The sequence below is a fragment of the Hugonella massiliensis genome (assembly GCA_001486445.1).
GTDB lineage: Bacteria > Actinomycetota > Coriobacteriia > Coriobacteriales > Eggerthellaceae > Hugonella > Hugonella massiliensis.
In genome coordinates this window covers 124,026-145,996 of the sequence record LN908985.1, presented here as the reverse complement: position 1 = coordinate 145,996, position 21,971 = coordinate 124,026, and the positions used below count along the sequence as shown (strand labels likewise).

The following is a 21,971-nucleotide window of genomic DNA, read 5'->3' as shown; positions in this document are numbered from 1 at the left end:
TACATCAAATGATGTAGGACCAATGGGCCCGGTGGCGTATGCATTCATTTCGCCGTTTCGAGCGCATCGACAATCGCCCGCCGCAGGTCGTCGAGGTCGCTGCGGTCGAAGCGGTAGGTGACCGTTTGGGCGCTCCCCTGCCCGTCGTCCTGCTCGACCCGCACGAAGCGCGCTTCGATGTGCTTGTAGCCGGCTTCGAGGGTGGCGAAGGCGTAGCACTGGGCTTGCAGCAGGTGTTTCACGTGCAACATTTCGGGGGTTTCGGCGGGGCTCCCTCCCGTTTTGTAATCGACGATCAGCGCCGTGCCGGCCGGGCCGTTCGTGCAGAGGAGGTCGATCGAGCCTTCGAGCACCCGTCCCCCAATCGCCGTATGGAAGGGGACTTCGGGCGCGCGGTGGGCGAAGGAGGCCGCTTCGGTGCGCACCGGGCTTGCAAGCCACCGCGTGAAGGCGCGGGTGAGGCGGTCGATGTCTTCGACGCCCTCTATGCGGGCGAACCGAGTGAGGGCGCGTGCCCATTCCTCTTCAGCGGGCTCACCGTCTTGCAGGGCGAGCCATTCGCAGGCTCGGTGGAGGGCACTGCCGAAGTTGGTCGCCTTGTAGGCGTCGCCGGCGGGAGCTACCGTCTCTTCGATAGCGTCTTCGGCTGCGAAATCCTCGCCGCGTGCGATATGGCCGGTGGATTTCGGGGCAATCGACGAATACGAGAAGAAATCGGCGCGCGTGGATACCGGCACGAGGCCGTTACGCAGGTGGGTGCGCGGTTCGGGAATAGCGATGAGGGGGCGTTCTTCCGTCTCGTCTGCGGCTGCCGGCGCGTCCTCTTCATTTTCGTCGGCCGAAAGGCGCGTGAAGGTGCCTGGCTCGCTGCCGCCGTAGGAAAAGGTACCCGACGTGGCGGGGAAATCCTCGGCACCGGGGAAGAGCCCTTCGAGCAGGTCCGTTTCCACGTCTTTATAGGCCTGAGGAGCCCCGCTTTTCGAGAGCTTGTGGGTCATTGCCACGATGAGCGCGTCGCTTGCGCGGGTGGCGGCCACGTAGAAGAGGCGCTTGCGCTCTTCGTATTCGCGGTAGGCGTTGGCTTGCTGAATGGCGAGCGCCCAGGTGCGCAGGTCGGGCGCATCTTCAAGTGTGAGGTCGTCGTCGGGGTCGGCCTTGCCACCGGTGCCGGCGGCCGTATGCAGGATTCCGTGGTCGGCGATCATGTAGGGTTGTTCCATGCGCGTCGAGGTGGTGTAGCACGAGGTGACGGCCACGATGGGAAATTCGAGCCCCTTCGAGCTGTGTACCGTCATGATGCGCACGGCATCCGAACCCTTTGCGGAAAGCGCCCCCATCTTTTCGGTGCTGTTGGCGCGACGCTCGTCGAGGGCGCAGGCGATGCGGGCCACATCGAAGCCATGGGCCGTGGCTTCCTCGTCGATCATACGGGCGAACTTGAGGATGTTGGCCGCCTTCGCCTGACCCTGGGGGCCCTGTTCCTCGAGTCGGCCGAGCCAGCCGGAATCGACGACGACGTCCATGAAGACCGCCCGTGGCGATGCACTGCCCAGGCGCGCCCAGGCCTTGTTGAGCACTTCGAGGGCGTGTCTGAGCAGGGGCGACGCGTGGAGGGGCGCTCGGTCGCTGCGCAAGAGGCCGAGCGCGGGGTTCTGTCGCGTGGGCCTGCCCGTCGAGGGGTCGATGTAAGTGGAAAGGAAAAGCAAATCGTCGGAGGACACGGGCAAAAGATCGCTCGTGAACACGATGAGCAGGCTTTCCGAATCGTAGGGGTTGGCCAGAACGTTGAGCAAATGCTGGCAGACGAGGGTCTCTTCGGTCTGGAAGAACTTCGATCCGCCGGCAACGACGCAGGAGAAGCCGCGGGCGCGCAGGGCGTCGGCGTAGAGGTCCGATCCGGTGGTGGTGCCCATGAGCACTACCATGTCGCTCGCCTTGTGGCCGGCGGCGCGGAGCTCGGCAAAACGGTCGGCGATGTGGGCGGCCTCGACCGCGCGGGCTGTCGTCACGTTGGACACGCGGTCGGTATAGGTGGTGAGGGCGAGCTCGATGCGCGGGGATGTGCCGTGGTAGGTGCGGCCGCACGTGGCGGCCTGGAGGTCGAGGAAGTCTTCGACGAAATAGCCCGCCTGCCCGCAGACGCGGCGCACGAAGGCGAGGATATCGCCATGGCTGCGGAAGTTGTCGACCAGATGCTCGATGTGGGCGCCCACATCGTCGCTGAGCATGTCGCGCTTATGCTGCAAGTAGACGCCCACATCGGCGCCCTGAAAGCGGTAGATGCTCTGCTGGGAGTCGCCCACGGTGCACAGATGGCGCTTGTCGGTACCGGCAATGCATTCGATCATGTCGATTTGCAGCTGGCTCGTGTCTTGGAATTCGTCGACCATGATGATCTTGAAGCGGTCGGTGTAGGCGGCCGCGATCTGCGGATGGCTGTGCAGGGCGCGCAAGGTGAGGGGGACGAGGCTTGCCATGTCGACAAGGCCGCGCGCGGCGAGCAGGTCGCGGTAGGCGGTTTCCACGTCGCGGGCCAGGTCGACGATCAGGTGGAGCCGGCGCGTGGTCTGGGCGAGCTCGAGGGCGGTTTGGGCGTGGCCGAGCGCCTTCCATAGGGGCTTGGAAGGTTTGGTGTTGTACTGCCGGTAGTTTTTCCCATCGATGAAATCCTGCAGCAATCGCTCTTGTTCGCTTGGGGCGGGGGCGGCCAGCACGGCGTTGCAGGTTGCGACGTCCTTTTCCGCAGCGGCGTACTGGACCTCGTGCTTTTCGGGGTCGTTGTCGAGGGCTGCTTCGGCCAGGGGCAACAGCTCGCGGGCAAGCTCGCCAGCAGAAGCGGGCGCGGGCCCGAAGGAAATCGCATCGAAACCTGCGGGCTCGTGGGAGACCATGTCGAGGATGTGGGACACCTGGGCGTCGAGCTTGTCGGCCTCCATCTGGCTGAAGAGGTCGCCGTAGGGGTGTTCGGGCGCTTCTTTTGCGCGCGCGACCACCTGGTTGAGGGCGAGGAGCCGGACGTCGGCCGCATCGTTGTCGCTTGCGAGCTCGAAGGCCGGGTCGAGCCCGAACTCGAGGGCATGTTCGTGAAGAATGCGGTTGCACATGCCATGGATCGTCGAAACCCAGGCGCTGTCGACCTTTAAGGCTTCGTCTTGCATGCCTTCGGCGCGCAGGGTCTGGCGGATGCGGTCCTTGATTTCGCCAGCGGCCTTGTTGGTAAAGGTGATGACAAGGGCTTCGTCGATGCTCGAAAGGAAGGGGGCGCCGTCCGCGCCCGACCCGGGCATCAGAGCCCAGGCGATGCGCTGGGTGAGCGTAAAGGTCTTGCCCGAACCGGCGCCTGCGCAGATGAGCAGGGGGCCGTCGAGATAGGTGATGCTCGCCCGCTGTCCCGGGCGCATAGTCGACATATCCATGGTTAGAGCTTCCTGGCGACGAGGCGCGCCGAGCAATTGCCTACCGGGCAGTACTGGCAGGCATCGGGGCCGTGGGGGTCGGGTGCAATATGGCCCTGGGCGAGCAGACGCATGCGGGCGGCAATCGCGTCTTCGCAGGAGTCGAGCAGGTCGTCGAACGTGACCACGCCTTTGAAGGGCACGGCGCCGGCGCGTAGGTCGGAGGCTTTGGCGAAGGGCAGTTCGGCGATATCGAGCGAACGGGCATCCCAGGCACCCTGAATCGTGTTGTTCAAGGGGTTCACGTAGAGGCTGCCGACCACCTGGTAGCCCAGCTGGTCGCGCACCGCCTTGGCGTAAATGAGGGCCTGCACCTTGTGCGGGAGCTCGAAGGGGTTGGGGGATTCGTCTTCGCCGTCGTCGATTCCTGCGGCGCGGGCGGCATCTTTTTCCTTTGCAGCCGCCGCCTCGTGCGCGGCCTGCTCCTTGGCCGCGGCGCTTTCGGGGTCGCTATGGGGGCGATAGGCGTCGGAAAGCGACGACTTGTAGTCGATGACCACCGCCCGCCCTCTGCTGTCGACGTCGATGCGGTCGATGCGGCCCACGAGGTTGCAACCGGCATAGGAGAAGGGCACGGAAGCCCCGTATTCCCATTCCAGGTGGCGCACCTCGAAGGTGGGCAGGAAAGTCGTTTCGAACGGGAGCCAATCGAGCAATTTGACGAGGACGTCGTCGCGCTGCTTTTCCTCCCAGGGGGTGATGGGCACGTAGCGCTGGCCCTTTCCCAAACTCGTGTCGGTGTATTGGCGCTCGGCTTTTTCGGCGAAAACGGCTCGCAAGAGCGCGGCGGCCGCCTCGATCGTGTCGGCGGTCACTTTTGGGGCCACCTCGTCCCGAAAACGGGCGTAGAAACTCTCGAGCACGGAATGCATGAAGGTCCCGCGTTCGGCCGGGCCGAAGCCTTCGGTGATGCTTTCAAGCTTGAGCCGACGTTTGGCGAACCACTCGTAGGGGCATTCCAGGTAGCTTTCGATCTGCGACGCCGAAAGGTCGAGTCCGGGAAAGACCTGGCCGTGGCGTTGCTGGTCGAGCACGATATAGGGCCGGGCTTGGTCGCTGATGCGTTCGGTGGCGGGCGCCGGCTCTTCGGACACCGCGAAGGAGAACTCCGCCGTTTCGTTGGCGGTGAGGTCCTGCTCGCCGGCCAGTTCGGTGGAGGGCATGAGGGGCAGGGCCACGCCGGTGTCGCGGTCGGACGAATCGCGGGCGGTGGGGTCGATGCGGTAGCAGTCCATGAGCTCTTCGAAGACCACGGAGGCCTGGGCGTCGTCGGCTGCTTCGTTGGCGAGCGACCGGTGGACGACGAAGCTTCCCCGCGCGGCGGCAAGGGCGCTGAAAAAGGAGCGCCGGAGGCTGTCGAGGGGGTCATGCACGGTTTGGACGCCCCATTTGGCCATAAGGGTGTCGAAAGAATCGCGCGTGTCCTGCACGGGGTAGGACGTCGTTTCCAGACAGCCGACGATGACGGTATCGAAAGAGGCCGGTGCCGCGTCGCGCAAGTCGGAAAGGGTGCAGAAGGTCACGCGCGCATGGGGGGCGGTGGCGGCGTGCAGGGAAAGGGGCACATCGCCTGTGAGCGTCGCTGCGGCAACGGGGTCGAGGCCCCAACGGACGGCTTCCTGGGACGCGCGGCGGACGGTTTCCAATGCGGCCATCTGCAGCGAAAGGTAGGCGGGTTCGGAAGCGAACGCATGCGAAGCCCAGGCTTCGATCGTATCGAGGGCGCCTTCCATGTCGCCCGCTTCGAGCAGGCCCATGACGCCCTGGAGGCCTTCGTCGGCGTGGCCGGCAAGGTCGGTGAGGAGTTCGGACGTATCGATGAGGCGGTTGCCACGATGGGTCTTGTCGGTGAAGAAGGCCGTGCCTACCCACATGCCGGCGAAGGGATTGAGGCCCAGGTCGGCCGCGAGCAAGACGTCGGGCGTATCGCTGGTGACCAGGGTGCAGGCGCAGACGAGGGCCCGTCCCGCATCGGTTTCGCCGAGCCGGCATCGTTCTTTGAGGGCGTAGGACACCCCACTGCGCGCGAAGGCGTCGTTGCAATAGCGGGCCATTTCGGCAGGGTCGGGCGCGGCGAGGGCGATGCGGGCGTGCGGATCGGCATCGAGCGCCCGTCGCAGGGCGTCGAAGAGGGCGCGTCTGCTGGCGAGCGGACCTGACGAGAGCTGCACGCGCACGGCACCCGTGGGGGCTACGGCTTCCTCCTCTGCCGAACGACTGAAAAGTACCCCCGCGAGGGCGTCGAGTTCGGGCGCTCGATCGCCCGGTTCGGGATCGTCGAGAGACGAGGTGACACAGGGCGCGCCCCAGGCTTCGAGGAGTCGGGCGAAGGGTGCGGATATATCCGCTTCGGTTGCGTCGTAGAGTACCACGGCGTAAGCGCGCCGGGCGTCGGAGTCGGCAAGGGCGGCGACTGCCTCGCTTTCCTCGATAAGGCCCCCTTCATGAATGCGGGCACGGTAGGCACGCAGCACGTCGCGCACCTCGATTTCCGCTTGAGCGAGCTCGGCGGGAGCGTCGATGACGTCGAGGCCGTCGCACGCGAGCGCTTCGAGCAGGTTCAGGTAGCCTTTCGAAGCGGCTGCGCCGCGCTCTTTCAAAACGGCGTGCAAGGCCGCCCATCGCTGGGTTGCTTCGACGATTGCGCGCCCGTCGCCGAAAAGTTCCCAGGCGTCGGCAAGCCATGCGCGGGGAGTGGCCACGTCGATTCCGAAGCCCCGGCCCCGCGCGGCGAGCGCACGCTGCACCGACTGGGCGGCAGAAGCCGAGCGTACGAGCATGACGGCCCGCATGCCGCGGGCGCGGGCGTTCGAGAGCAGCGTGAAGGCGCCTTGGAGGGCTGCGCTGCGGGTGGGATATGAATGCTGTGCAAGAGTCATGGCCCCTATTGTACCTGCCCCGAGGGGTTTGGCTGATAGGAAGCGACGGGGGTGTCCATCGCTCTTGATGAGGACAAAAAGAAAAACTTGTCCATCAAATTAGGTGTAATCACTCGAATAGCACCAATCGTGCTATGAGAAAAATCGCGAAATAGTCCTCAATGGGTGCTGAAAAGAGGGTTCTGTCCTGTCATTATCCTATTCATCAAGTTCGTCGGTTCTCTCTCCTACTTTTCCCCGGCGGCTTGAGTGGATGCAACAATCCAGAGGAATCGAGCCTCCTCCCTCTCTCCCTTATATGGACTCGATTCCGAAACTCCTCCTCCGTCGCCGGACTGGCTCTCCCCCAGCCGGCGACACTTCTATTTAGGGGTGGATGCGCCTTAGCCCCTGCCCTCTCCTTACTAAGTCGCAAGGCCTTGAATCCCGTTCGTGGGACAGGGGCGGACCTGCTACGATTTTCCCGTTAACGGATTCGGGAAAGGATTTCATATGGGACTTGAAGGCAAACGCGTCCTTTTTCTGATCGCGCCGGAGAATTTCAGGGACGAAGAATACGCGCAGCCGCGTGCAGCACTCTATGCGGCGGGCGCCGAAATCTCGACTGCTTCGCGTTCGACGGGCTACTGCCACGGGATGCTTGGGTCGGCGGTTCATGCCGATACGACCCTTGCCGATGCGGTTGACCAAGCGTGGGACCTCGTCGTGTTCGTGGGCGGCAACGGGGCCGATACCTATTTCGACGACGATCAAGCCCATAGGCTCGCAACCAACCAGATACAAGCAGGCAAGCCGGTAGCGGCCATCTGCATCGCTCCGAGCACCCTGGCCCATGCGGGCGCGCTTGAAGGCCTGCATGCGACGGCCTGGCCCGACCAGGAGGCCGACCTGGTGGATCACGGGGCTCTGTGGGAAGGCACGCCGGTGGCGGTCGACACGGCGCCGACGGGTTCTGTGGTCATCACGGCCAACGGGCCCAAGGCCGCCTTTGCCTTCGGGCAGGAACTCGTGAGCGTGCTTTCTGCGGAATAAGGGCGCAGCTAGAAGGCGGCGTCGAAGGGATCTGACACGGTGACCGCCGCGGCGCCGCGCGTGAGCTCGGAAATCTTGTCGAGCAAGGGTGTCTGCATGCCGTCGAGCATGCGCAGGGTGAGGGTGACCCTATCGGTATAGACGGTGTCGACGATGCGGGCGCCGCAATCGGTGGCCATGCGCACGAGCTGGTCGTAGCGGGGGTAGTCGATCGTCACGCGCATATCGACGCAGCGGGAAACGGTGACGATCTGGGCAGCGGCGATGGCTTCCAGCGCCGCTTGCGTGTAGGCGCGCACGAGACCGCCCGTGCCCAGAAGGACGCCGCCGAAGTAGCGGGTGGTCACGCATATGACGTCGGTAAGTTCGGCACGTTGGAGAACTTCAAGGGTGGGCATGCCGGCGGTTTTCTGAGGCTCGCCGTCGTCGGAATAGCGGGTGCGCCCCGCCGGCCCCCAACCGCCGTCGCGCAGGATGTAGGCGTAGACGTTGTGGCGGGCCATTCGGTTGGCCGCCCGCACCTCTTCCAAGAAGGCGAGGGCTTCCTCTTCGGTTTCCACGGGGGCCACCTGGGCGATGAAGCGGCTCTTCTTGATTTCGATTTCGCCCCGTGCAGGGGCTTCTATGGTGGTGTATGCGCTCATGCGGGCAATTGTAGCAGGTCGGTTGCCGGCCCCTGCGCCGTGCGGCGGTGCGTCACGAAAACGGCCTCCCGCATCCGAAGAGGCGAGAGGCCGTGGGACGCATCCTTGCGAGGGTGCGTTAGCCCTGGAAGACGATGTGGGCGACGATGACGATGAAGGTGGTCATGAGTCCGGCAACCGCCAGGGCGACCCCGCTCATGGCGCCTTCGAGCTCGTCGATTTCAAGGGCGCGCGACGTGCCGATCGCGTGTGCGGCCGTACCGACGGCCACACCTTTGGCGATGCGGTTCTTGATGTGGAAAAGCTTGGCCATGTAGGGCGAGAAAATCGCGCCCAAGATGCCGGTAATGATGACTGCGGCCACGGTGATCGCAGTGATGCCGCCGAGCTCCTGGGAGGCCGCGATGGCGATCGGCGTAGTGACCGATTTGGGAATGAAGGAGATGGCCATGTCGTGACCGAGACCGAGCAGGCGGCAGAGGGTGTAGGCGCTCACCATGGACACGATCGAACCCACGAGACAGCCTGCCACTACGGGGATGAAGTGCTCCTTCAGAATCTTGCGCTGACGGTAGACCGAATAGGCGAGGGCCACGGTAGCCGGGCCCAGCATGAAGGTGAAAAGGCCCGTCCCCTGCTCGTAGGTTTCCACCGGCACCTGCAGGAGGTTGAGGGCGAGGATGAGCCCTACGACGGTTACGAGCATAGGGTTGAGCAGAGGGGACTTTACCTTGTGGTAGAGCAACACCGCCAGTTCGAAGACGGCGATCGATACGACGGTGGCGACGATGAAGCGCACAGCCACCATGAAGTCGAGGTTGGTGATAACGGAAACGGGGTCCATTAGCGGGCAAGCTCCTTCCCGGCGGAAGCGGCGGCGCGCTTTTCCATAAGGCGCTGCACGAGCACAACGGTCGCCGAGGTGGAAAGGAAGACGAGGACCGTGGTCACGACGCAGACGAAGGCGAACTTGATCGCTGCCGTTCCCTGAAGGAGCGACACGCATCCCATGATGCCCACGCCGGCGGGAACGAAGAAGATGGACATGTTATCGATGAGGTAGTCGCAGGCCATGCCGACGTGCTTGTGCTTGAGGATGCCGGTGACCAGGCAGATAAGCAGGAGGCCCATACCGATGATGTTGCCGGGAAGGTCGATGGGGAGCACGCGCGAAATCACGCATCCGAATTCGTAGACGGCGATGAGGATACCCAGTTGGCCAGCGATGAGCAGGCCTTTCTTCAGTTTTAACGGCATGAGGTGCAATCAGCTCTTTTTCTATCATCGAATCGTTTACTGCAGGGACGCAAGGATACGGCGGTTGGCCGCGCTGATGGGCGGTTTCATAGAACGTGCACGGAAGGGTGACGGGGTGTTCATAGGGGAGCCGCTCGTCTGTGACTCTGACCGGTTGTCAAATTGTCGACTCTTGCTGAAGTCGAACAGACAATTTAGTTGCGCTCTTTATAATAGGGTGTAGATAATCTGGCGAACCAAGGATGCACCCATGCACGAACAGTTGAAACTCGAAAATCAACTGTGCTTTCCCCTTTACGCCGCCGCGCGCGATGTGGTGAAACACTACAAGCCCTTCCTCGACGACCTGGGCATTACCTACACGCAGTACATCACGCTCATGGTGCTGTGGGAGGTGGGCGAAGCGCCGATCAAGGAAATCGGCGCACGTTTGCATCTCGACAGCGGGACGCTTACGCCGCTCTGCAAGAAGATGGAAGCCAAGGGCCTCGTCACGCGCCGTCGCGATGTCAACGACGAGCGCAACGTGATCGTGTCCCTCACCGATGCCGGGCGGGCGCTCGAAGAGAAGGCGGCGGATGTGCCCCACAAGATGGGCGCGTGCATCAACCTGTCGCCCGATGAATTCAAAGAGCTCTACCGCTTGCTGTATAAAACGATAGAGGGTCTCGACCGCGAGGAAAACGAGGTATCGCATGGATAAGGCAGAGATGATGGAGCGGATGCGCATCAACATCCCAGCGCTGAAAGAGTGGCAGGACGCGATTACGATTATCGACGTGCCCGAGCCGGGTCGCGTGCACTACACGGTGGATGTTCCCGCCTCGCTCGCGAACTTCCACGGGGCCACCCACGGCGGTACGGCGGCGTCGATCTGCGACACGGGCGCGGGTTTCGCGATGTACAGCTACGGCGACAACAACGTGAGCAGCAGCGCGAGCATCGAATACGTGCGCGCCGAGCCAGTGGGCAAACTCGACGTGTGGACCGAGCCCATTCACAAGGGCCGTTCGACGGCCGTTATCCGTGTGTCGGCGCGATCGGCGGCCACGGGCAAGCTTTTGTTCGAAGGCACGCACAACATGTTCATCCTGGGCCGCTTCGAAGGCTTCGACGAGTAAACGCGAGCGGAAGAGAGTACGCATAGTGACAAAGGGGTCGTCGCCTTGCGAAAGGCGACGACCCCTACTTTATGCGCTGTCAGTTATAGCCGCACGGTAAGGGAGCTGCCGGCGTGGGACTTGTTCACGACGATATAAATTACCATGCTGGGCTCTGTTTACAGTTTGAAGGCATAAAAGTCAGTAAAGGCCCAATAATCGTTACGTCAGGGACTTAGCCGTACGGGTAACTCACATATATAGTAATAGGCGATGGGCTAATTGATTCCATCCCCCCTTGTTGTTGCTATACGCTGCAGATTGTGTCGTATTTAGTGGTGTACGAAGGCCCGCCGCTACGCTCGGGGCGCTTCGCCTTCTCGCCCGTAACCTATGCCGCCTTGCCGCATTCGTCAAGGACGATCCTCATGATCACCTTCGCCCGCGACCTCGCCTCCTCGCCCGGTGCGAACTCCTCCACGCGGTTCTCGGCCCTCTCGAGGCCCAGCACCGGCTTCAGCGACTCCCTCGACATGAACAGCCTCCCGGACTCCCAGTCCGCGTTGATCTCGTCGACTATGCCGCCGAGGAGCCTCATGACCGAGCCCGTCGAGGGGAACGCCTGGACGACCTTCGCCCTGCGCTTGATCTCGCAGTTCGCCAGCTCCTGGACGTTGTTGGCACGGATCTTGACGCGGTGCTCCCGCGGGAACGAGAGGCAGGCGAGCGCGTCGACCTCGGCGTCCTCGAGCACCTTCGCGGCGGCCGGGGGGACTGCGGTGGTGATCTTGGACCAAGACAAGGTTACACGGAGGGCCGCATGTACAGCGCAGAGCAGCGGAAGCTGGCAATCGATACCTACATCAAGTTCGACCTGAGCGCCGCAGACACCGTTGCCGAGCTCGGCTACTCGACGAGGCAGTCGATCAGAGCCTGGTACAAGGACTATCTGGAGCATGGGGAGGTCAGGCCCCCGAAGCGGCAACGGGAGCCCAAGTTCACCTTGGAGATAAGGCGGGCCGCCGTGGGCTACTACCTCGCACATGGGAGGAGCCTCGCCAGGACCATGCGCAGGATGGGCTATCCCGCCAGCAGGGAGTACCTCTGCGATTGGATCGACGAGCTCGCCCCCCGGCCAGCGCAAGTACAGGGGCCCCAACCCAAGGCGAGAACCCGTCTCCGTCGAGAAGAAGGTGCAGGCCATCGCCGAGCTGGAGGCGAGGACGGGTCCCGCTACGGAGGTCGCCAAGAAGCACGGCGTGTCGAGGACGGCGCCCTACGTCTGGCGAAGGGAGATAATGGGCGATAATGTCGGGGACACCGAAGAGCGCGCCGCAGCGCGGAAGGCGGCCATCGAGGCGTTCGAGGCCAGCGGCGGCACATACGGCTACAGGCGCATCACCGCCGTGGTCGACGTCGGCGAGTGGACCGTTCGCGACATCATGAGGGACGAGGGGCTGGCCGCCCGCTCCGCCAAGAAGAGGCGGCGCTACAGCTCCTACGAGGGCGAGATATCCGAGGCGCCCCCGAACCTGCTGCGCGACGAGCGGGGCAAGCACCACTTCCATGCTGACGATCCCAACGAGCTGTGAATCACCGACGTGACCGAGTTCCGCATCCCCGCCGGCAAGGTATACCTCTCGCCCATCGTGGACTGCTTCGACGGCATGCCGCTGAGCTGGTCGATATCGACCTCGTCCGATGCCGAGATGGCGAACTCGTCCCTGATCGGCGCGTGCGGGTGGCTCAACGAAGGGGACCATTCCACGGTGCACTCGGATAGAGGTGGCCATTACCGCTGGTCGGGATGGATAAGGATATGCGATGAGAACGGTCTGGTCAGATCGATGTCGAGGAAGGGATGCAGCCCCGACAACGCGAGGTGCGAGGGCTTCTTCGGGAGGTTGAAGATAGAGTTCTTCCACGGCTGCGACTGGTCCGGGGTCACGATCGAGGAGTTCATGGGGGATGCCCGACGCCTACCTCAGATGGTACAGGGATGTCAGGATAAAGAGCAACCTGGATTATAGGAGCCCCATGCAGTACCGCAGGGACTTGGGTCTGCTAGCAGCGTAGGATGGATTCGGTCCAAGATTCCCACCGCAGCCCCTTCTGCTCAAAGCTAGTTGACAAAACACAGCAGGGCGGCCATCGTCGTGCTCATCATGTCGCACAGGCCCGAGGCGCTGTCCAGGAAGCCCATGAGGACCTCCCTCAGCTCGGGGCTGTCATGCGGTATCCTGTTGTTGACCATCGCTTCCGTCCTATCTGTCGTTTTTGGCGAACCGATATTCTGGGGCAAGCGGTGGTCTTCTTTCATTCCCCTTCGTACACCATGTTTTCCGGCGCAATCACGCTGCATAGATTCGGGGGCCAAAGGCGTGAGAGTACATCGTCAAAAGGCGGGATTCCAATCTTTTGGCTAGCGCTGATAGACGATATAACGTGAGGCTGCTCCAATATGCTGTAATCATTTACTGAATTGGTCGAATACGCATTTGATTTAGCGACGCATTTCTCCAGCTGCCGAAAAGCCCAACAAGATCGAAGATCTCTGATTTCTCATATGCAATCCTAATACAGGTTTCAATTGGCGGGTATTGCATCTAGGAGAAGAGATGAGGAATCGATTAATTGCAGTTTCGCTTTTTATCTTTCATGGATAAGAAGCAGCATGACTTTATTCAGGTTGCTGCGCCGGCGACGATTACTCCTGCTAATCATTATTACGGGGCTTTTTGCCGTCATTATGATTTACGCGCTGAATGCCGCCTCGTGTTCTGCATCTCCTCAAGCCAATAAGGAGGACACAGAGGGGATGTTCAACACTACAGGCGGAATAACCGATGTGATGCATATCAGCAAAGGGACGGTGGAAAACGTAGATAGTGCTTCGTTCACTGTAGAGGTACGCGCTGATTCTGACGCATTATTTTCCCCTTCCTCAATCGTTATTGTTGATTATTCGCGGCACGAGAGTGAAGTGGCGGACGAGTTTGAACAGCTACTGCCTGGGTCTACGCGAGTGGAGGTTAGGTATTTTCCTATTGTTCTTGAATCGGGAGGCTATAGTGGCTCCACATTAGAAATCATCTCCTGAACGGCTGAGCCAAATACTGCAATTGAGTAAAATGGGTTTCATGACGAGAAAGAAATTTTGGCGTCGTCGAAAAAATATGTGATTTGACAACTCCGGGAGACAGGACAACGTTTCCCGGAGTTGTCTTTTCATGAGGATGGAAACTTTTCGCATGGTTCGATTGCTCAGGGAGCCGCTTGTTTGCCGACGGAATGCGTGACAAAAACTGCTATAGCCGCACGGTAAGGGTGCTGCCGGCCTGGGATTTGTTCACGATGATCTGCCGGTCGATGCGTTCGCGCAAATCTTCCACGTGCGAGATGATGCCCACCATGCGATCGTTGTTGCCCAGCTGGTCGAACACGCGCAAGGCGAGTTCGAGTGTGTCGGCATCGAGGGTGCCGAAGCCTTCGTCGATGAACATGGTGTCGAGGCGGATGCCGCCCGCCTGCTGCTGGATGACGTCGGAAAAGCCCAGGGCGAGCGAGAGCGAGGCAAGGAAGCTCTCGCCGCCGGACAAGGTTTTCACGTCGCGGGCCTTGCCGGTGTAGGCGTCGAACACGTTGAGGTCGAGCCCCGACTGCTTGCGGTTATCCTTCGACTGCGCCTGCCGTTCGAGCCGGTAGCGGCCTTCGGACATAAGGGTGAGGCGTTCGTTGGCCGCATCGATCACGTTGTCGAAGTAGACGCCCTGTACGTAGGTTTCGAAAGACAGTTTGCCAAGCGCGCCCGGGGCGGTGCCCGTGGCTATGTCGGCCAAGGGCGCAATGGTGCGATAGGCGGTTTCGGCTTCGCGGTTGGAATCGACCAATTCTTCGATGCGGCGCTGTGCTGTCTTGTTGGCCTTGATGCGCTCGCGCAGGGTGGACAGTTCGGCTTCGGCGGCCGTTGCTTCTTCGGCGGCGCTGGCACGCTCGGCCGAAAGCTCTTCGGCGGATTCTGCGGGCGCTTGGGCAAGCTGCTCGCGCAAGCTGGCCAAGCGCGCCGTCTGCTCGGTCATCGCCTTTTGGGCGTCGTTGAAGGCGTTCGTCGCATGCTCGAAGTCCTTCTTCATTTGCGTCAAGTTGGCTTCGAGCGCGTCTAGGTCCGCCTGCGCCTGCTGGGCCGACGCGTAGTCGGCCGAAGCGGTGAGCGTGTCGATTTCGGCCTGCGCTTTCGTGTAGGCCGAAGCAGCGGCATCGGCGGAAGTGCGGGTGGTTTGAAGGGCGGCATCGGCCGCCTGTACGGCTTCAGCGGTAGCGGGGCGCTGCTCGATGAGACGGCTGCGCTGTTCCTGTCGGGCGCGGGCGGTCGCGCGGGCGGCTTTGGCAACGGTGATGCGCGAAAAGAGCTGCGCTTCCTTGGGCAATTCTGTTTCCTTGGCCTGGGACAGGCTGCAGGCAAACCGGCTCTGGGCCCATGTTTCCTGCGAGGTGCGGGCCGATTCGAAGGATGCGGCCGCGCGTGCCGCCTCGGTGCGTGCTTCTTCAGCGGCGACGCGGTTCGAATCGAGGCCGGTACGGGCCGATTCTACCTGCTGCTTCGCCTGTTCGATGCGCTTGTCGAGTGCAGCCGCCTGTTTCTGCTGGGCTTCGAGGCGGATGAGTTCCGCTTCGGCGCCGCCCGCCGCCTTGCGAGCGGTTGCGGAAAGGCTCTCGAGCGTGCGTGCACTTGCGGCGAGCGGGTCGCTTTCGACGTCGTGGCCGCCTTCGGCCGCAGCTTGGCCCGTGAGGGCGATGGCGAGGGCCTCGATGTTGCGGGCAAGCGCGGCGGCGTGCGCATCGAAGGCTGACTGGGCAGACGCGCTTTTCTGTGAGGCCGCGCCCATCCGCGCTCGCGCATCTTCTTCGGCTTGCTTCAGGTCGTCGAGCTGCTGCTGGGTAGGTGCGTCGTCTGCAAGCGCGGCTGGCTGCGGATGGTGCGTCGACCCGCAGACCGGGCAGGGGGCGCCATCGGCGAGCGACTGGGCGAGCAGGCCCGCCTGGGCGGCGAAGTAGCGCTGCTCGACCTGTGTGGTCGCCTGCCGCGCCGCTTCGAAATCCTGCGATGCGTGGGCGAATCGTGTGCGAGCGCGGTTGGCCTTATCCTGCAGCGTGCGTGCGCGCTCGAGCTCCGCCGCTCGTTCCGTGGCGCTGTCGCAGAGGCTTTGAGCTGCGGAAACAGCGTTTCGCGCTCGCTCGACCTGCGCGTCGATGCTGCGCAGGGCCTCGCGGGCTGCTTCGGTTTCGGCGAGGTTCTGCTGGGCGGTGTCGTACGATGTGCGAGCCGCTTCCAGATCATTCTGACGGTCCTGCGCCGTGCGCTGGGCATCGGTTGCCGCTTGCTGCTGGTCTGCAAGCTGTGCGATCGCGCTCTTCAACTGCAGCACGTCGGCCTGCTGGGCGCGCAGGCGGTCGAGCGCGGCATCGGCGTCGGCGCGCTGTTGAGCCGCATCTTCCAAGCGAGCCAGCTGGTCTTCGAGCTCTTCACGGGCTGTTTTTGCATGGTCGTACCGGATGCGTGCTGCAGTAGCGCTGGCCTCTGCGCTCTCGGCGGCCTCCTTTAGCTTGTCGAGCTCGGCGCGTTTAGCGTCAACCTGGGCGATGACGCCGATTTTAGTGCGGGTGTCCGCGATGCGGGTGGCGAGCTCTTCGCGTGCTGGCTCTTTGGCCCGTTCGGCACCTGCCGCCGCTTCGAGTTTGGCAAGCTCCGGGGCATGCGCCTGTACGTAGGCTTCGGCGGCCGCCAGCTGGGCGCGGGCTGCCTGGGCTTGCTCCGCTTGGCCGATGCGCTGGTCAAGCTGGGACACGGTCGCGTCGAGCGCGGCCTTTCGCGCTCCGGCGTTCCCGCGCGCGGCCTCGCTTGCGGCGTTTATCCGCTCGATGAGCGCGAGCGCGGCCTCGGCGTAGGCGAGGGGGTGGGCGGCCTGCTGAATGGTGCGCACCTCATCGGCTTCGGAGCTTGCAGGGTCGCAGGCAATCTGGCCGAAGGGCACCATGAGGTCGTGTTCGATTGTGTCGACGGTCTGCTGCAGGCCGCGCTTGCGCGCGGCCAGGTCATCGAGGGCCTGTTCGTAGCGGTAGGTTTTGAAGATGCGGCGGAAGATCTTCGACCGCTGGGCCGTGTCGGCGGTGAGCAGGCGGCCGAAATCACCCTGGGCGATCATCACGATCTGCGAGAACTGGTCGGCGTCGATGCCGAGCAAGTCGCGCACGGCGGCGTCCATGTCCGATGGTTTGGTGGCAAGCACCGTGTGCGCGGTGAGGTTTTCGAATTCGGCGGACCCCGCATCTTCGACGATTTTGTCGCCGCGTTTTGCCTTTCGCGTGTGCCGGGGAACGCGGTGGGCTCGGTAGGTTTGGTCCTGGTGCTCGAACACGAGCTCGACGAAGGGCTTGTCTTCGGGGGCGGCGTAATCGCTTGCGAAGGAGCCCACGGGTCGCATGGTCCCACTTGCTTCCCCGAACAGGGCGAATTTCATCGCGTCGAAAAGGGTTGTTTTTCCGCTGCCCGTGGGGCCGCAGACCAAGAAGATGCCGCCCGCCTCGAGCGGGGAGAAATCGATGGTTTCGTGTCCGGCGTAGGGGCCGAAGGCGGAAAGCTCGAGCGTGACCGGCTTCATGCGCCCACCTCCTTCTGATTCGCGGCATGTGCGGCGCCGTTTTTGTCCTCATCGGCTTGGAACAGCGAGAGAGCGATGGCGCGCATATCGCTCGTAAGAGCGTCCCCTGTCTGCGCCTGCCAGAAGTCTTCGAGCAGGTCGATGGGGTCAAGTGCGGCAAGACGCGCACGGCGTGCCGCCGGCACGTCGCCCGCTTGCGCCCCTGTGTCGAAATCGAGCTGCATCACGTGCGGGTAGAGGGCCCGCACGCGTTCCATTGCGTTCATGAGGGCGGGGTCGGTGAGCGTCACGTGCAGGTAGTCGTCGGCATGGGGGTCGACGGCTGCCGCGGCCTGCAGCTCTTCGAAGGAGCAGTTCACTTCGCGTAACGATCGCACTTCGTCGAATTCCACAGACGTGTAGGACCGGAAGCGCGCATCGTCGCCCGCGGCCGAACGGCCGTCAATTTCGACGATCCCGCACGATTTCTTCCGGCCGGCTTCGCTGAACGAATAAGGGTAGAGGCTTCCGCTGTAGCGCACGGCATCGCGCCGCACGCGTTGGGCGCCGTGGATATGGCCGAGCGCCACGTAGTCGAAGGCGTCGAAGACCGACGCTTCCACGCTGTCGAGCCCGCCGACCGACACGGTTTCGGAATCGCAGGTGGCAGGTCCTTGGGCCCCGTCGACCACGAACTGATGGGCCATGAGGATGTTGGCGCCGGAGTTCGCAAGGGGCTGGTGCAAGGCGGCAACGCGCAGGGCGTCGGTGTAGGTGGCAATGCCGTCGGCTTCTTCGGGGTAGGCGAGTTTCACGTGCAGGGGTCGCACGAAGGGGAGCAGGTGGATGCGGGCGCATTCGTTTCCGCTGGCTAGGTCGACGAACTGGGGTGTGCGGGAAAAGGGCCGGGCGATGCGCACGAGGCTGTCGCTCATGAAGCGGGCGCCGAAAGCGAGCCGGTCGGCGCTGTCGTGATTGCCGGCAATGAGGATGCAGGGTATGCCCGCCTGCGAAATCTGGGCGAGAAAGGTTTCGAGCAGGTCGAGCGCTTCGACGGGCGGCACGGGCTTGTCGAAGACGTCGCCGGCGACGAGCACAGCGCTTACCCTCTCGCGTGCGGCGATAGACGCGATTTGGTCGAGGGCGTGGCGTTGCTCGTCGACCAGCGAAAAGCCGCGCACGCGCTTGCCGATGTGCAGATCGGCGGTATGCAGGAACTTCATGGGGCCTCCCAACCGTTAGTCGGTACGCACGATAGCACGGGAGGCCTCTTCAAGGGTCCCACAGTATGGTCAGCTGAGATGGGGGCGGGGAATTTCTCGGGCTACCTGCACCACGCGGTGCCTACTGCAATATGAGTAAAATGAGGTGACGGTTTCTTGTCGAACGTCAACCCCGCAAGGGGCGCTTCTTTCCCGTCACGTAGTCTTTCACTATTGAGGTACAGCATCACGTATGAATTCAGGCAAAGGAAGCCGCGCATTCGCGGCGTTTCGGGATGGGGTTATCCTTGATTGAGCTCAAAGACCTGCGCAAATCGTATAAGACGGGCGATTTCGTCCAGAAGGCGCTTGACGGCGTGTCCCTGAATTTGCGCGACAACGAATTCGTGGCGATTTTGGGCCCCAGCGGGTCGGGCAAGACGACCCTGCTCAACGTGCTCGGCGGCTTGGACCATGCCGATAGTGGCGACATCGTCATCAACGGCACGTCCACCAAGGATTACAAGTCGAAGGATTGGGACACCTACCGCAACCATCGCATCGGCTTCGTCTTCCAGAGCTACAACCTCATTCCCCACCAGACGATTCTGTCGAACGTCGAACTGGCGCTGACCCTTTCGGGAGCAAGCCGGGCCGAACGAACCCGTCGCGCCAAAGAAGCCCTCGAAGCCGTAGGCCTGGAGCAGCACGTGAACAAGAAGCCCGCCCAGCTTTCGGGCGGTCAGATGCAGCGCGTGGCCATCGCCCGCGCCCTGGTCAACGACCCCGAAATCGTTCTTGCCGACGAACCCACCGGTGCGCTCGACACCAAGACCGGCGTGCAGATCATGAACATCCTGAAGCAGGTCGCTTCCGACCGCCTGGTCGTCATGGTCACCCACAACCCCGAACTAGCCCAGGAATACGCCACTCGCATCGTCAACCTCGCCGACGGCAAGATCACTGGCGATAGCGACCCCTACGATCCCGCCGCCGGCATCGGCGTCGACAAGAAGGCGGCAGCATTCATCGCCCCGCCGGTCGATGCCAAGCAGGGCGCCAAGAAGGCGAGCATGTCCTTCCTCACGGCCCTCGGCCTGTCCTTCAACAACCTGATGACCAAGAAAGGGCGCACCTTCCTCACCGCCTTCGCCGGATCGATCGGCATTATCGGCATCGCGGCGATTCTGGCCCTGGCAAGCGGCGTGAACAACTACATCGCCGACACCGAAGAAGACGCCCTCACGAGTTACCCGCTTACCATCACCAAGAGCAGCTTCGACATGACGAGCCTGCTCACGGCCACGATGGGTTACACGGGAGGCGATGGCAGCGGCGACGATTCGTCGTCGGCCGATCCCGACGCGATTCCCCAGACCAACATCATGTCCGACATGTTCGCCGAGGTGAAGAACAACGACCTCAAGTCCTTCAAGCAGTACCTCGATTCGGGTGATTCGGGCATCGAGCCGTATGTGAACACGATCCAGTACAACTATGCGGTGACCCCGCAGGTCTTCATGGCCGATACCGACGCCAACGGGGTCAAGCAGCTCAATCCGAGCTCGTTCGCCTCCCTCTTCCAGAACAGCATCAGCACGTCGTCGCTTTCCGCAACGGGCGGCAGCGGCATGAGCATGTTCAGCGAGATGCTCGACGACCAGAACATTCTCGACCAGCAGATGGACGTGGTGGCCGGCCATTGGCCCGAAAACTACGACGAAGCTGTGCTCGTGCTCAACGATCAGGGCGGACTTTCCGACTACGCCCTCTACAGCCTGGGCGTCTACGACCCCGACGCGATGACCGACATGGCCGAACAGGCGATGAACGGCGATACGGTTACCGTGCCCGACACGAGCGGCGACTTCACGATCGACGACGCGCTCAAGCTGCACTTCAAGGTCATTCCTGCGGCCGATGAGTATCAGTACAGCGCTTCGAGCGGCACCTGGACGGACATGTCGAAAGACACTGACTACATGAAGCAGCAGGTCGATAAGGGCATCGACCTAAAGATCGTAGGCGTGGTGAAGAAGAGCGATACCGCCACTACTTCTGCTCTTCAGGAGGGCGTGGCCTATTCACCCGAACTCACCCGGCAGCTCATGGCGCAGGCGGCCGACACCGATATCGTCAAGCAGCAGCTGGCCGACCCCGACGTCGACGTGTTCACGGGCAAGACCTTCGAGGAGCTGCAGGACGAACAGGGGAACAACTTCGACATGGCGTCGATGTTCAGCGTCGACCAGGACAAGCTCAAGGAGGCCTTCAGCTTCGATTCGAGCGCGTTGGAAAACGCCGGTTCGGGCATGAGCTTTGACCCGAGTGCGTTCGATATGGGCAGCATCGATATGAGCAAGATGGACACCTCGGGCATGGACATGTCGTCGGTGACCAGCATCTTCAACGAAGACACGATGAAGAAGGTCATGCAGAACGCGCCCACCTTCCGATTCGGCGGCCAGGCGGCAGGCGGCCAAGCGGCGGGCGGCGAGACGAGCGATAGCTCGGGCGAAGGGTCGCAGGCGGAGTCGTCGGCGCTGACCGAAGAGCAGCAGAAGGAGATTTCGGACGCAGCATCGCAGCTTGCCGCGGGCTATGCCGTCTGGGCGACCGAGCATTCCGATGAAGTGACGCAGAAAATCACTGCGGCGGGCACCGACCGGGAGGCGCTGCAGAAGGCCTATCAAGAGCTCATTGCCGAATATATGCAGACCGACGAGGCGCAGAAGATCGTGGCGCCCCTGCAGAAGAGCCTCACCAAGAGCATGCAGGACCAGATTAACTCCGCCATGCAGGATTACATGACCAACCAGTTCGCCCCCTACCTGGCCAGCGCTATGCAGAGCATGATGCAGCAGGCGGCCCAGGCGATGGCGATCGGGATGGCCCAACAGATGCAAACGCAGATGGCCGCCGCAACCGGGCAAATTGGCTCGCAGCTGTCGAGTGCGATTTCGGGCCAGCTGCAAAGCCAGATGAGCAATCTGTCATCCGCGATGCAGAACGGCTTCACTTTCGATCCGCAGAAGTTCGCCGACGCCATCACGGTGAACATGTCGCAGGAAGACCTCACGAGCCTGCTCACCAACTATATGAACGCCGGCGATCTGAGCTACGACAGTAATATGAAAAAGCTTGGCTACGCCGAGGAGGACAACCCCGAATCGATCAGCATATACCCGATTGACTTCCCCGCCAAGCAGAGCGTTATCGACATTATCGACGCCTACAACGACCAACAGTCCGCAGCGGGCAACGACGCGGGTACGATTCAGTACAGCGACATTGCAGGCACGCTCATGAGCTCGGTCACGAGCATCGTGAACACGATCAGCCTGGTGCTTATCGCCTTCGTAGGAATCTCGCTTGTGGTGAGCTCGATCATGATCGCGATCATCACCTACATTTCGGTGCTCGAGCGCAAGAAGGAGATCGGTATCTTGCGCGCCATGGGTGCTTCTAAGTTCAACATCGCCAACGTCTTCAATGCGGAAACGATCATCGAGGGCCTCATTTCGGGCATCTTCGCCATCGCGGTCGTCTATCTTGCTTCGGTGCCGGTCAACGCCTTCGTCTTGCAAGGGTGGCACGTGCCGAACGTGATGGCCCTGCCCCCGCAGGATGCCCTGGCCCTTATCGCGATCAGCGTGGGGCTCACCTTCATCGCCGGCTTGATTCCCTCGTCGATGGCGAGCCGCCGCGATCCGGTCGAGGCCTTGCGCAGCGAATAGGCGCTTCGGCGGGAAAGTATCGGGAAG

16 protein-coding genes are annotated in these 21,971 nt (G+C 62.4%); 7 read left to right on the top strand and 9 right to left on the bottom strand.

Features of this window, described 5'->3' with window-relative positions; all coding sequences use genetic code 11:
* Window positions 1–44: 44 nt before the first annotated feature.
* Window positions 45–3,416: a UvrD-helicase domain-containing protein gene (locus BN3270_RS02365; protein ID WP_058985593.1), complete on the bottom strand. Its 3,372-nt coding sequence runs from the start codon at window positions 3,414–3,416 to the stop codon at window positions 45–47.
* A gap of 2 nt (window positions 3,417–3,418) precedes the next feature.
* On the bottom strand, window positions 3,419–6,334 hold the full coding sequence (locus tag BN3270_RS02360) for a PD-(D/E)XK nuclease family protein (RefSeq protein ID WP_058985592.1): 2,916 nt from the start codon (window positions 6,332–6,334) through the stop codon (window positions 3,419–3,421).
* Between the two features lie 492 nt (window positions 6,335–6,826).
* Here BN3270_RS02360 and BN3270_RS02355 point away from each other — a divergent pair, with 492 nt between their 5' ends.
* On the top strand, window positions 6,827–7,366 hold the full coding sequence (locus tag BN3270_RS02355) for a DJ-1/PfpI family protein (RefSeq protein ID WP_058985591.1): 540 nt from the start codon (window positions 6,827–6,829) through the stop codon (window positions 7,364–7,366).
* Window positions 7,367–7,374: 8 nt separating this feature from the next.
* On the opposite strand, the gene BN3270_RS02350 is transcribed toward BN3270_RS02355, so the two are convergent.
* From BN3270_RS02350 to BN3270_RS02340, 3 genes are all read right to left on the bottom strand, one after another.
* Entirely contained in the window at window positions 7,375–8,010 is a 636-nt protein-coding gene (locus tag BN3270_RS02350) for an IMPACT family protein (RefSeq protein ID WP_058985590.1), read from the bottom strand.
* Between the two features lie 118 nt (window positions 8,011–8,128).
* Window positions 8,129–8,854, bottom strand: coding sequence for an LrgB family protein (locus tag BN3270_RS02345; protein ID WP_058985589.1), 726 nt, complete (start codon window positions 8,852–8,854; stop codon window positions 8,129–8,131).
* Window positions 8,854–9,267, bottom strand: coding sequence for a CidA/LrgA family protein (locus BN3270_RS02340; protein ID WP_058985588.1), 414 nt, complete (start codon window positions 9,265–9,267; stop codon window positions 8,854–8,856). Before BN3270_RS02340 ends, BN3270_RS02345 begins: the two co-directional genes overlap by 1 nt.
* A gap of 250 nt (window positions 9,268–9,517) precedes the next feature.
* Between BN3270_RS02340 and BN3270_RS02335 the strand changes: the two genes are divergently transcribed.
* Window positions 9,518–9,970, top strand: a complete 453-nt coding sequence (locus BN3270_RS02335; RefSeq protein ID WP_058985587.1) for a MarR family winged helix-turn-helix transcriptional regulator — start codon at window positions 9,518–9,520, stop codon at window positions 9,968–9,970.
* A complete protein-coding gene (locus BN3270_RS02330) occupies window positions 9,963–10,388 on the top strand; it encodes a PaaI family thioesterase (RefSeq protein ID WP_058985586.1) in 426 nt (141 codons plus the stop codon). The genes BN3270_RS02335 and BN3270_RS02330 overlap by 8 nt, the downstream gene beginning before the upstream one ends.
* 370 nt (window positions 10,389–10,758) lie before the next feature.
* Here the strand turns inward: BN3270_RS02330 and BN3270_RS02325 are convergent, their stop codons facing one another.
* Window positions 10,759–11,412 (bottom strand): transposase, encoded by a 654-nt coding sequence (locus tag BN3270_RS02325; RefSeq protein WP_271711888.1) that lies wholly within the window; start codon window positions 11,410–11,412, stop codon window positions 10,759–10,761.
* 253 nt (window positions 11,413–11,665) lie between these two features.
* Between BN3270_RS02325 and BN3270_RS09615 the strand changes: the two genes are divergently transcribed.
* Together BN3270_RS09615 and BN3270_RS09610 are read left to right on the top strand one after the other, a co-directional pair.
* Window positions 11,666–11,959: an IS3 family transposase gene (locus BN3270_RS09615; RefSeq protein WP_271711887.1), complete on the top strand. Its 294-nt coding sequence runs from the start codon at window positions 11,666–11,668 to the stop codon at window positions 11,957–11,959.
* Between the two features lie 9 nt (window positions 11,960–11,968).
* A complete protein-coding gene (locus BN3270_RS09610) occupies window positions 11,969–12,397 on the top strand; it encodes a DDE-type integrase/transposase/recombinase (RefSeq protein ID WP_271711886.1) in 429 nt (142 codons plus the stop codon).
* 92 nt (window positions 12,398–12,489) lie between these two features.
* Here the strand turns inward: BN3270_RS09610 and BN3270_RS09430 are convergent, their stop codons facing one another.
* Complete coding sequence (locus BN3270_RS09430) at window positions 12,490–12,621, bottom strand: hypothetical protein (protein WP_271711885.1); 132 nt, start codon at window positions 12,619–12,621, stop codon at window positions 12,490–12,492.
* Between the two features lie 420 nt (window positions 12,622–13,041).
* Between BN3270_RS09430 and BN3270_RS02310 the strand changes: the two genes are divergently transcribed.
* The gene (locus BN3270_RS02310; protein ID WP_058985583.1) at window positions 13,042–13,467 is read left to right on the top strand and encodes a hypothetical protein; all 426 of its coding nucleotides are present in this window, start codon (window positions 13,042–13,044) and stop codon (window positions 13,465–13,467) included.
* A 208-nt stretch (window positions 13,468–13,675) separates the two neighbouring features.
* On the opposite strand, the gene BN3270_RS02305 is transcribed toward BN3270_RS02310, so the two are convergent.
* Together BN3270_RS02305 and BN3270_RS02300 are read right to left on the bottom strand one after the other, a co-directional pair.
* Window positions 13,676–17,026, bottom strand: a complete 3,351-nt coding sequence (locus BN3270_RS02305; RefSeq protein ID WP_058985582.1) for an AAA family ATPase — start codon at window positions 17,024–17,026, stop codon at window positions 13,676–13,678.
* Complete coding sequence (locus tag BN3270_RS02300) at window positions 17,023–18,228, bottom strand: exonuclease SbcCD subunit D (protein WP_058985581.1); 1,206 nt, start codon at window positions 18,226–18,228, stop codon at window positions 17,023–17,025. Before BN3270_RS02300 ends, BN3270_RS02305 begins: the two co-directional genes overlap by 4 nt.
* Window positions 18,229–18,515: 287 nt before the next feature.
* Here BN3270_RS02300 and BN3270_RS02295 point away from each other — a divergent pair, with 287 nt between their 5' ends.
* The gene (locus BN3270_RS02295; RefSeq protein WP_058985651.1) at window positions 18,516–21,944 is read left to right on the top strand and encodes an ABC transporter ATP-binding protein/permease; all 3,429 of its coding nucleotides are present in this window, start codon (window positions 18,516–18,518) and stop codon (window positions 21,942–21,944) included.
* The last annotated feature ends 27 nt before the right edge of the window (window positions 21,945–21,971 follow it).

Excerpts from the sequence above, each read along its gene's own strand:
- BN3270_RS02365 (WP_058985593.1), bottom strand. The coding sequence starts at position 3,416 with ATGGATATGTCGACTATGCGCCCGGGACAGCGGGCGAGCATCACCTAT.
- BN3270_RS02360 (WP_058985592.1), bottom strand. The coding sequence starts at position 6,334 with ATGACTCTTGCACAGCATTCATATCCCACCCGCAGCGCAGCCCTCCAA.
- BN3270_RS02355 (WP_058985591.1), top strand. The coding sequence starts at position 6,827 with ATGGGACTTGAAGGCAAACGCGTCCTTTTTCTGATCGCGCCGGAGAAT.
- BN3270_RS02350 (WP_058985590.1), bottom strand. The coding sequence starts at position 8,010 with ATGAGCGCATACACCACCATAGAAGCCCCTGCACGGGGCGAAATCGAA.
- BN3270_RS02345 (WP_058985589.1), bottom strand. The coding sequence starts at position 8,854 with ATGGACCCCGTTTCCGTTATCACCAACCTCGACTTCATGGTGGCTGTG.
- BN3270_RS02340 (WP_058985588.1), bottom strand. The coding sequence starts at position 9,267 with ATGCCGTTAAAACTGAAGAAAGGCCTGCTCATCGCTGGCCAACTGGGT.
- BN3270_RS02335 (WP_058985587.1), top strand. The coding sequence starts at position 9,518 with ATGCACGAACAGTTGAAACTCGAAAATCAACTGTGCTTTCCCCTTTAC.
- BN3270_RS02330 (WP_058985586.1), top strand. The coding sequence starts at position 9,963 with ATGGATAAGGCAGAGATGATGGAGCGGATGCGCATCAACATCCCAGCG.
- BN3270_RS02325 (WP_271711888.1), bottom strand. The coding sequence starts at position 11,412 with ATGTGCGAGGTAGTAGCCCACGGCGGCCCGCCTTATCTCCAAGGTGAA.
- BN3270_RS09615 (WP_271711887.1), top strand. The coding sequence starts at position 11,666 with ATGGGCGATAATGTCGGGGACACCGAAGAGCGCGCCGCAGCGCGGAAG.
- BN3270_RS09430 (WP_271711885.1), bottom strand. The coding sequence starts at position 12,621 with ATGGTCAACAACAGGATACCGCATGACAGCCCCGAGCTGAGGGAGGTC.
- BN3270_RS02310 (WP_058985583.1), top strand. The coding sequence starts at position 13,042 with ATGACTTTATTCAGGTTGCTGCGCCGGCGACGATTACTCCTGCTAATC.
- BN3270_RS02305 (WP_058985582.1), bottom strand. The coding sequence starts at position 17,026 with ATGAAGCCGGTCACGCTCGAGCTTTCCGCCTTCGGCCCCTACGCCGGA.
- BN3270_RS02300 (WP_058985581.1), bottom strand. The coding sequence starts at position 18,228 with ATGAAGTTCCTGCATACCGCCGATCTGCACATCGGCAAGCGCGTGCGC.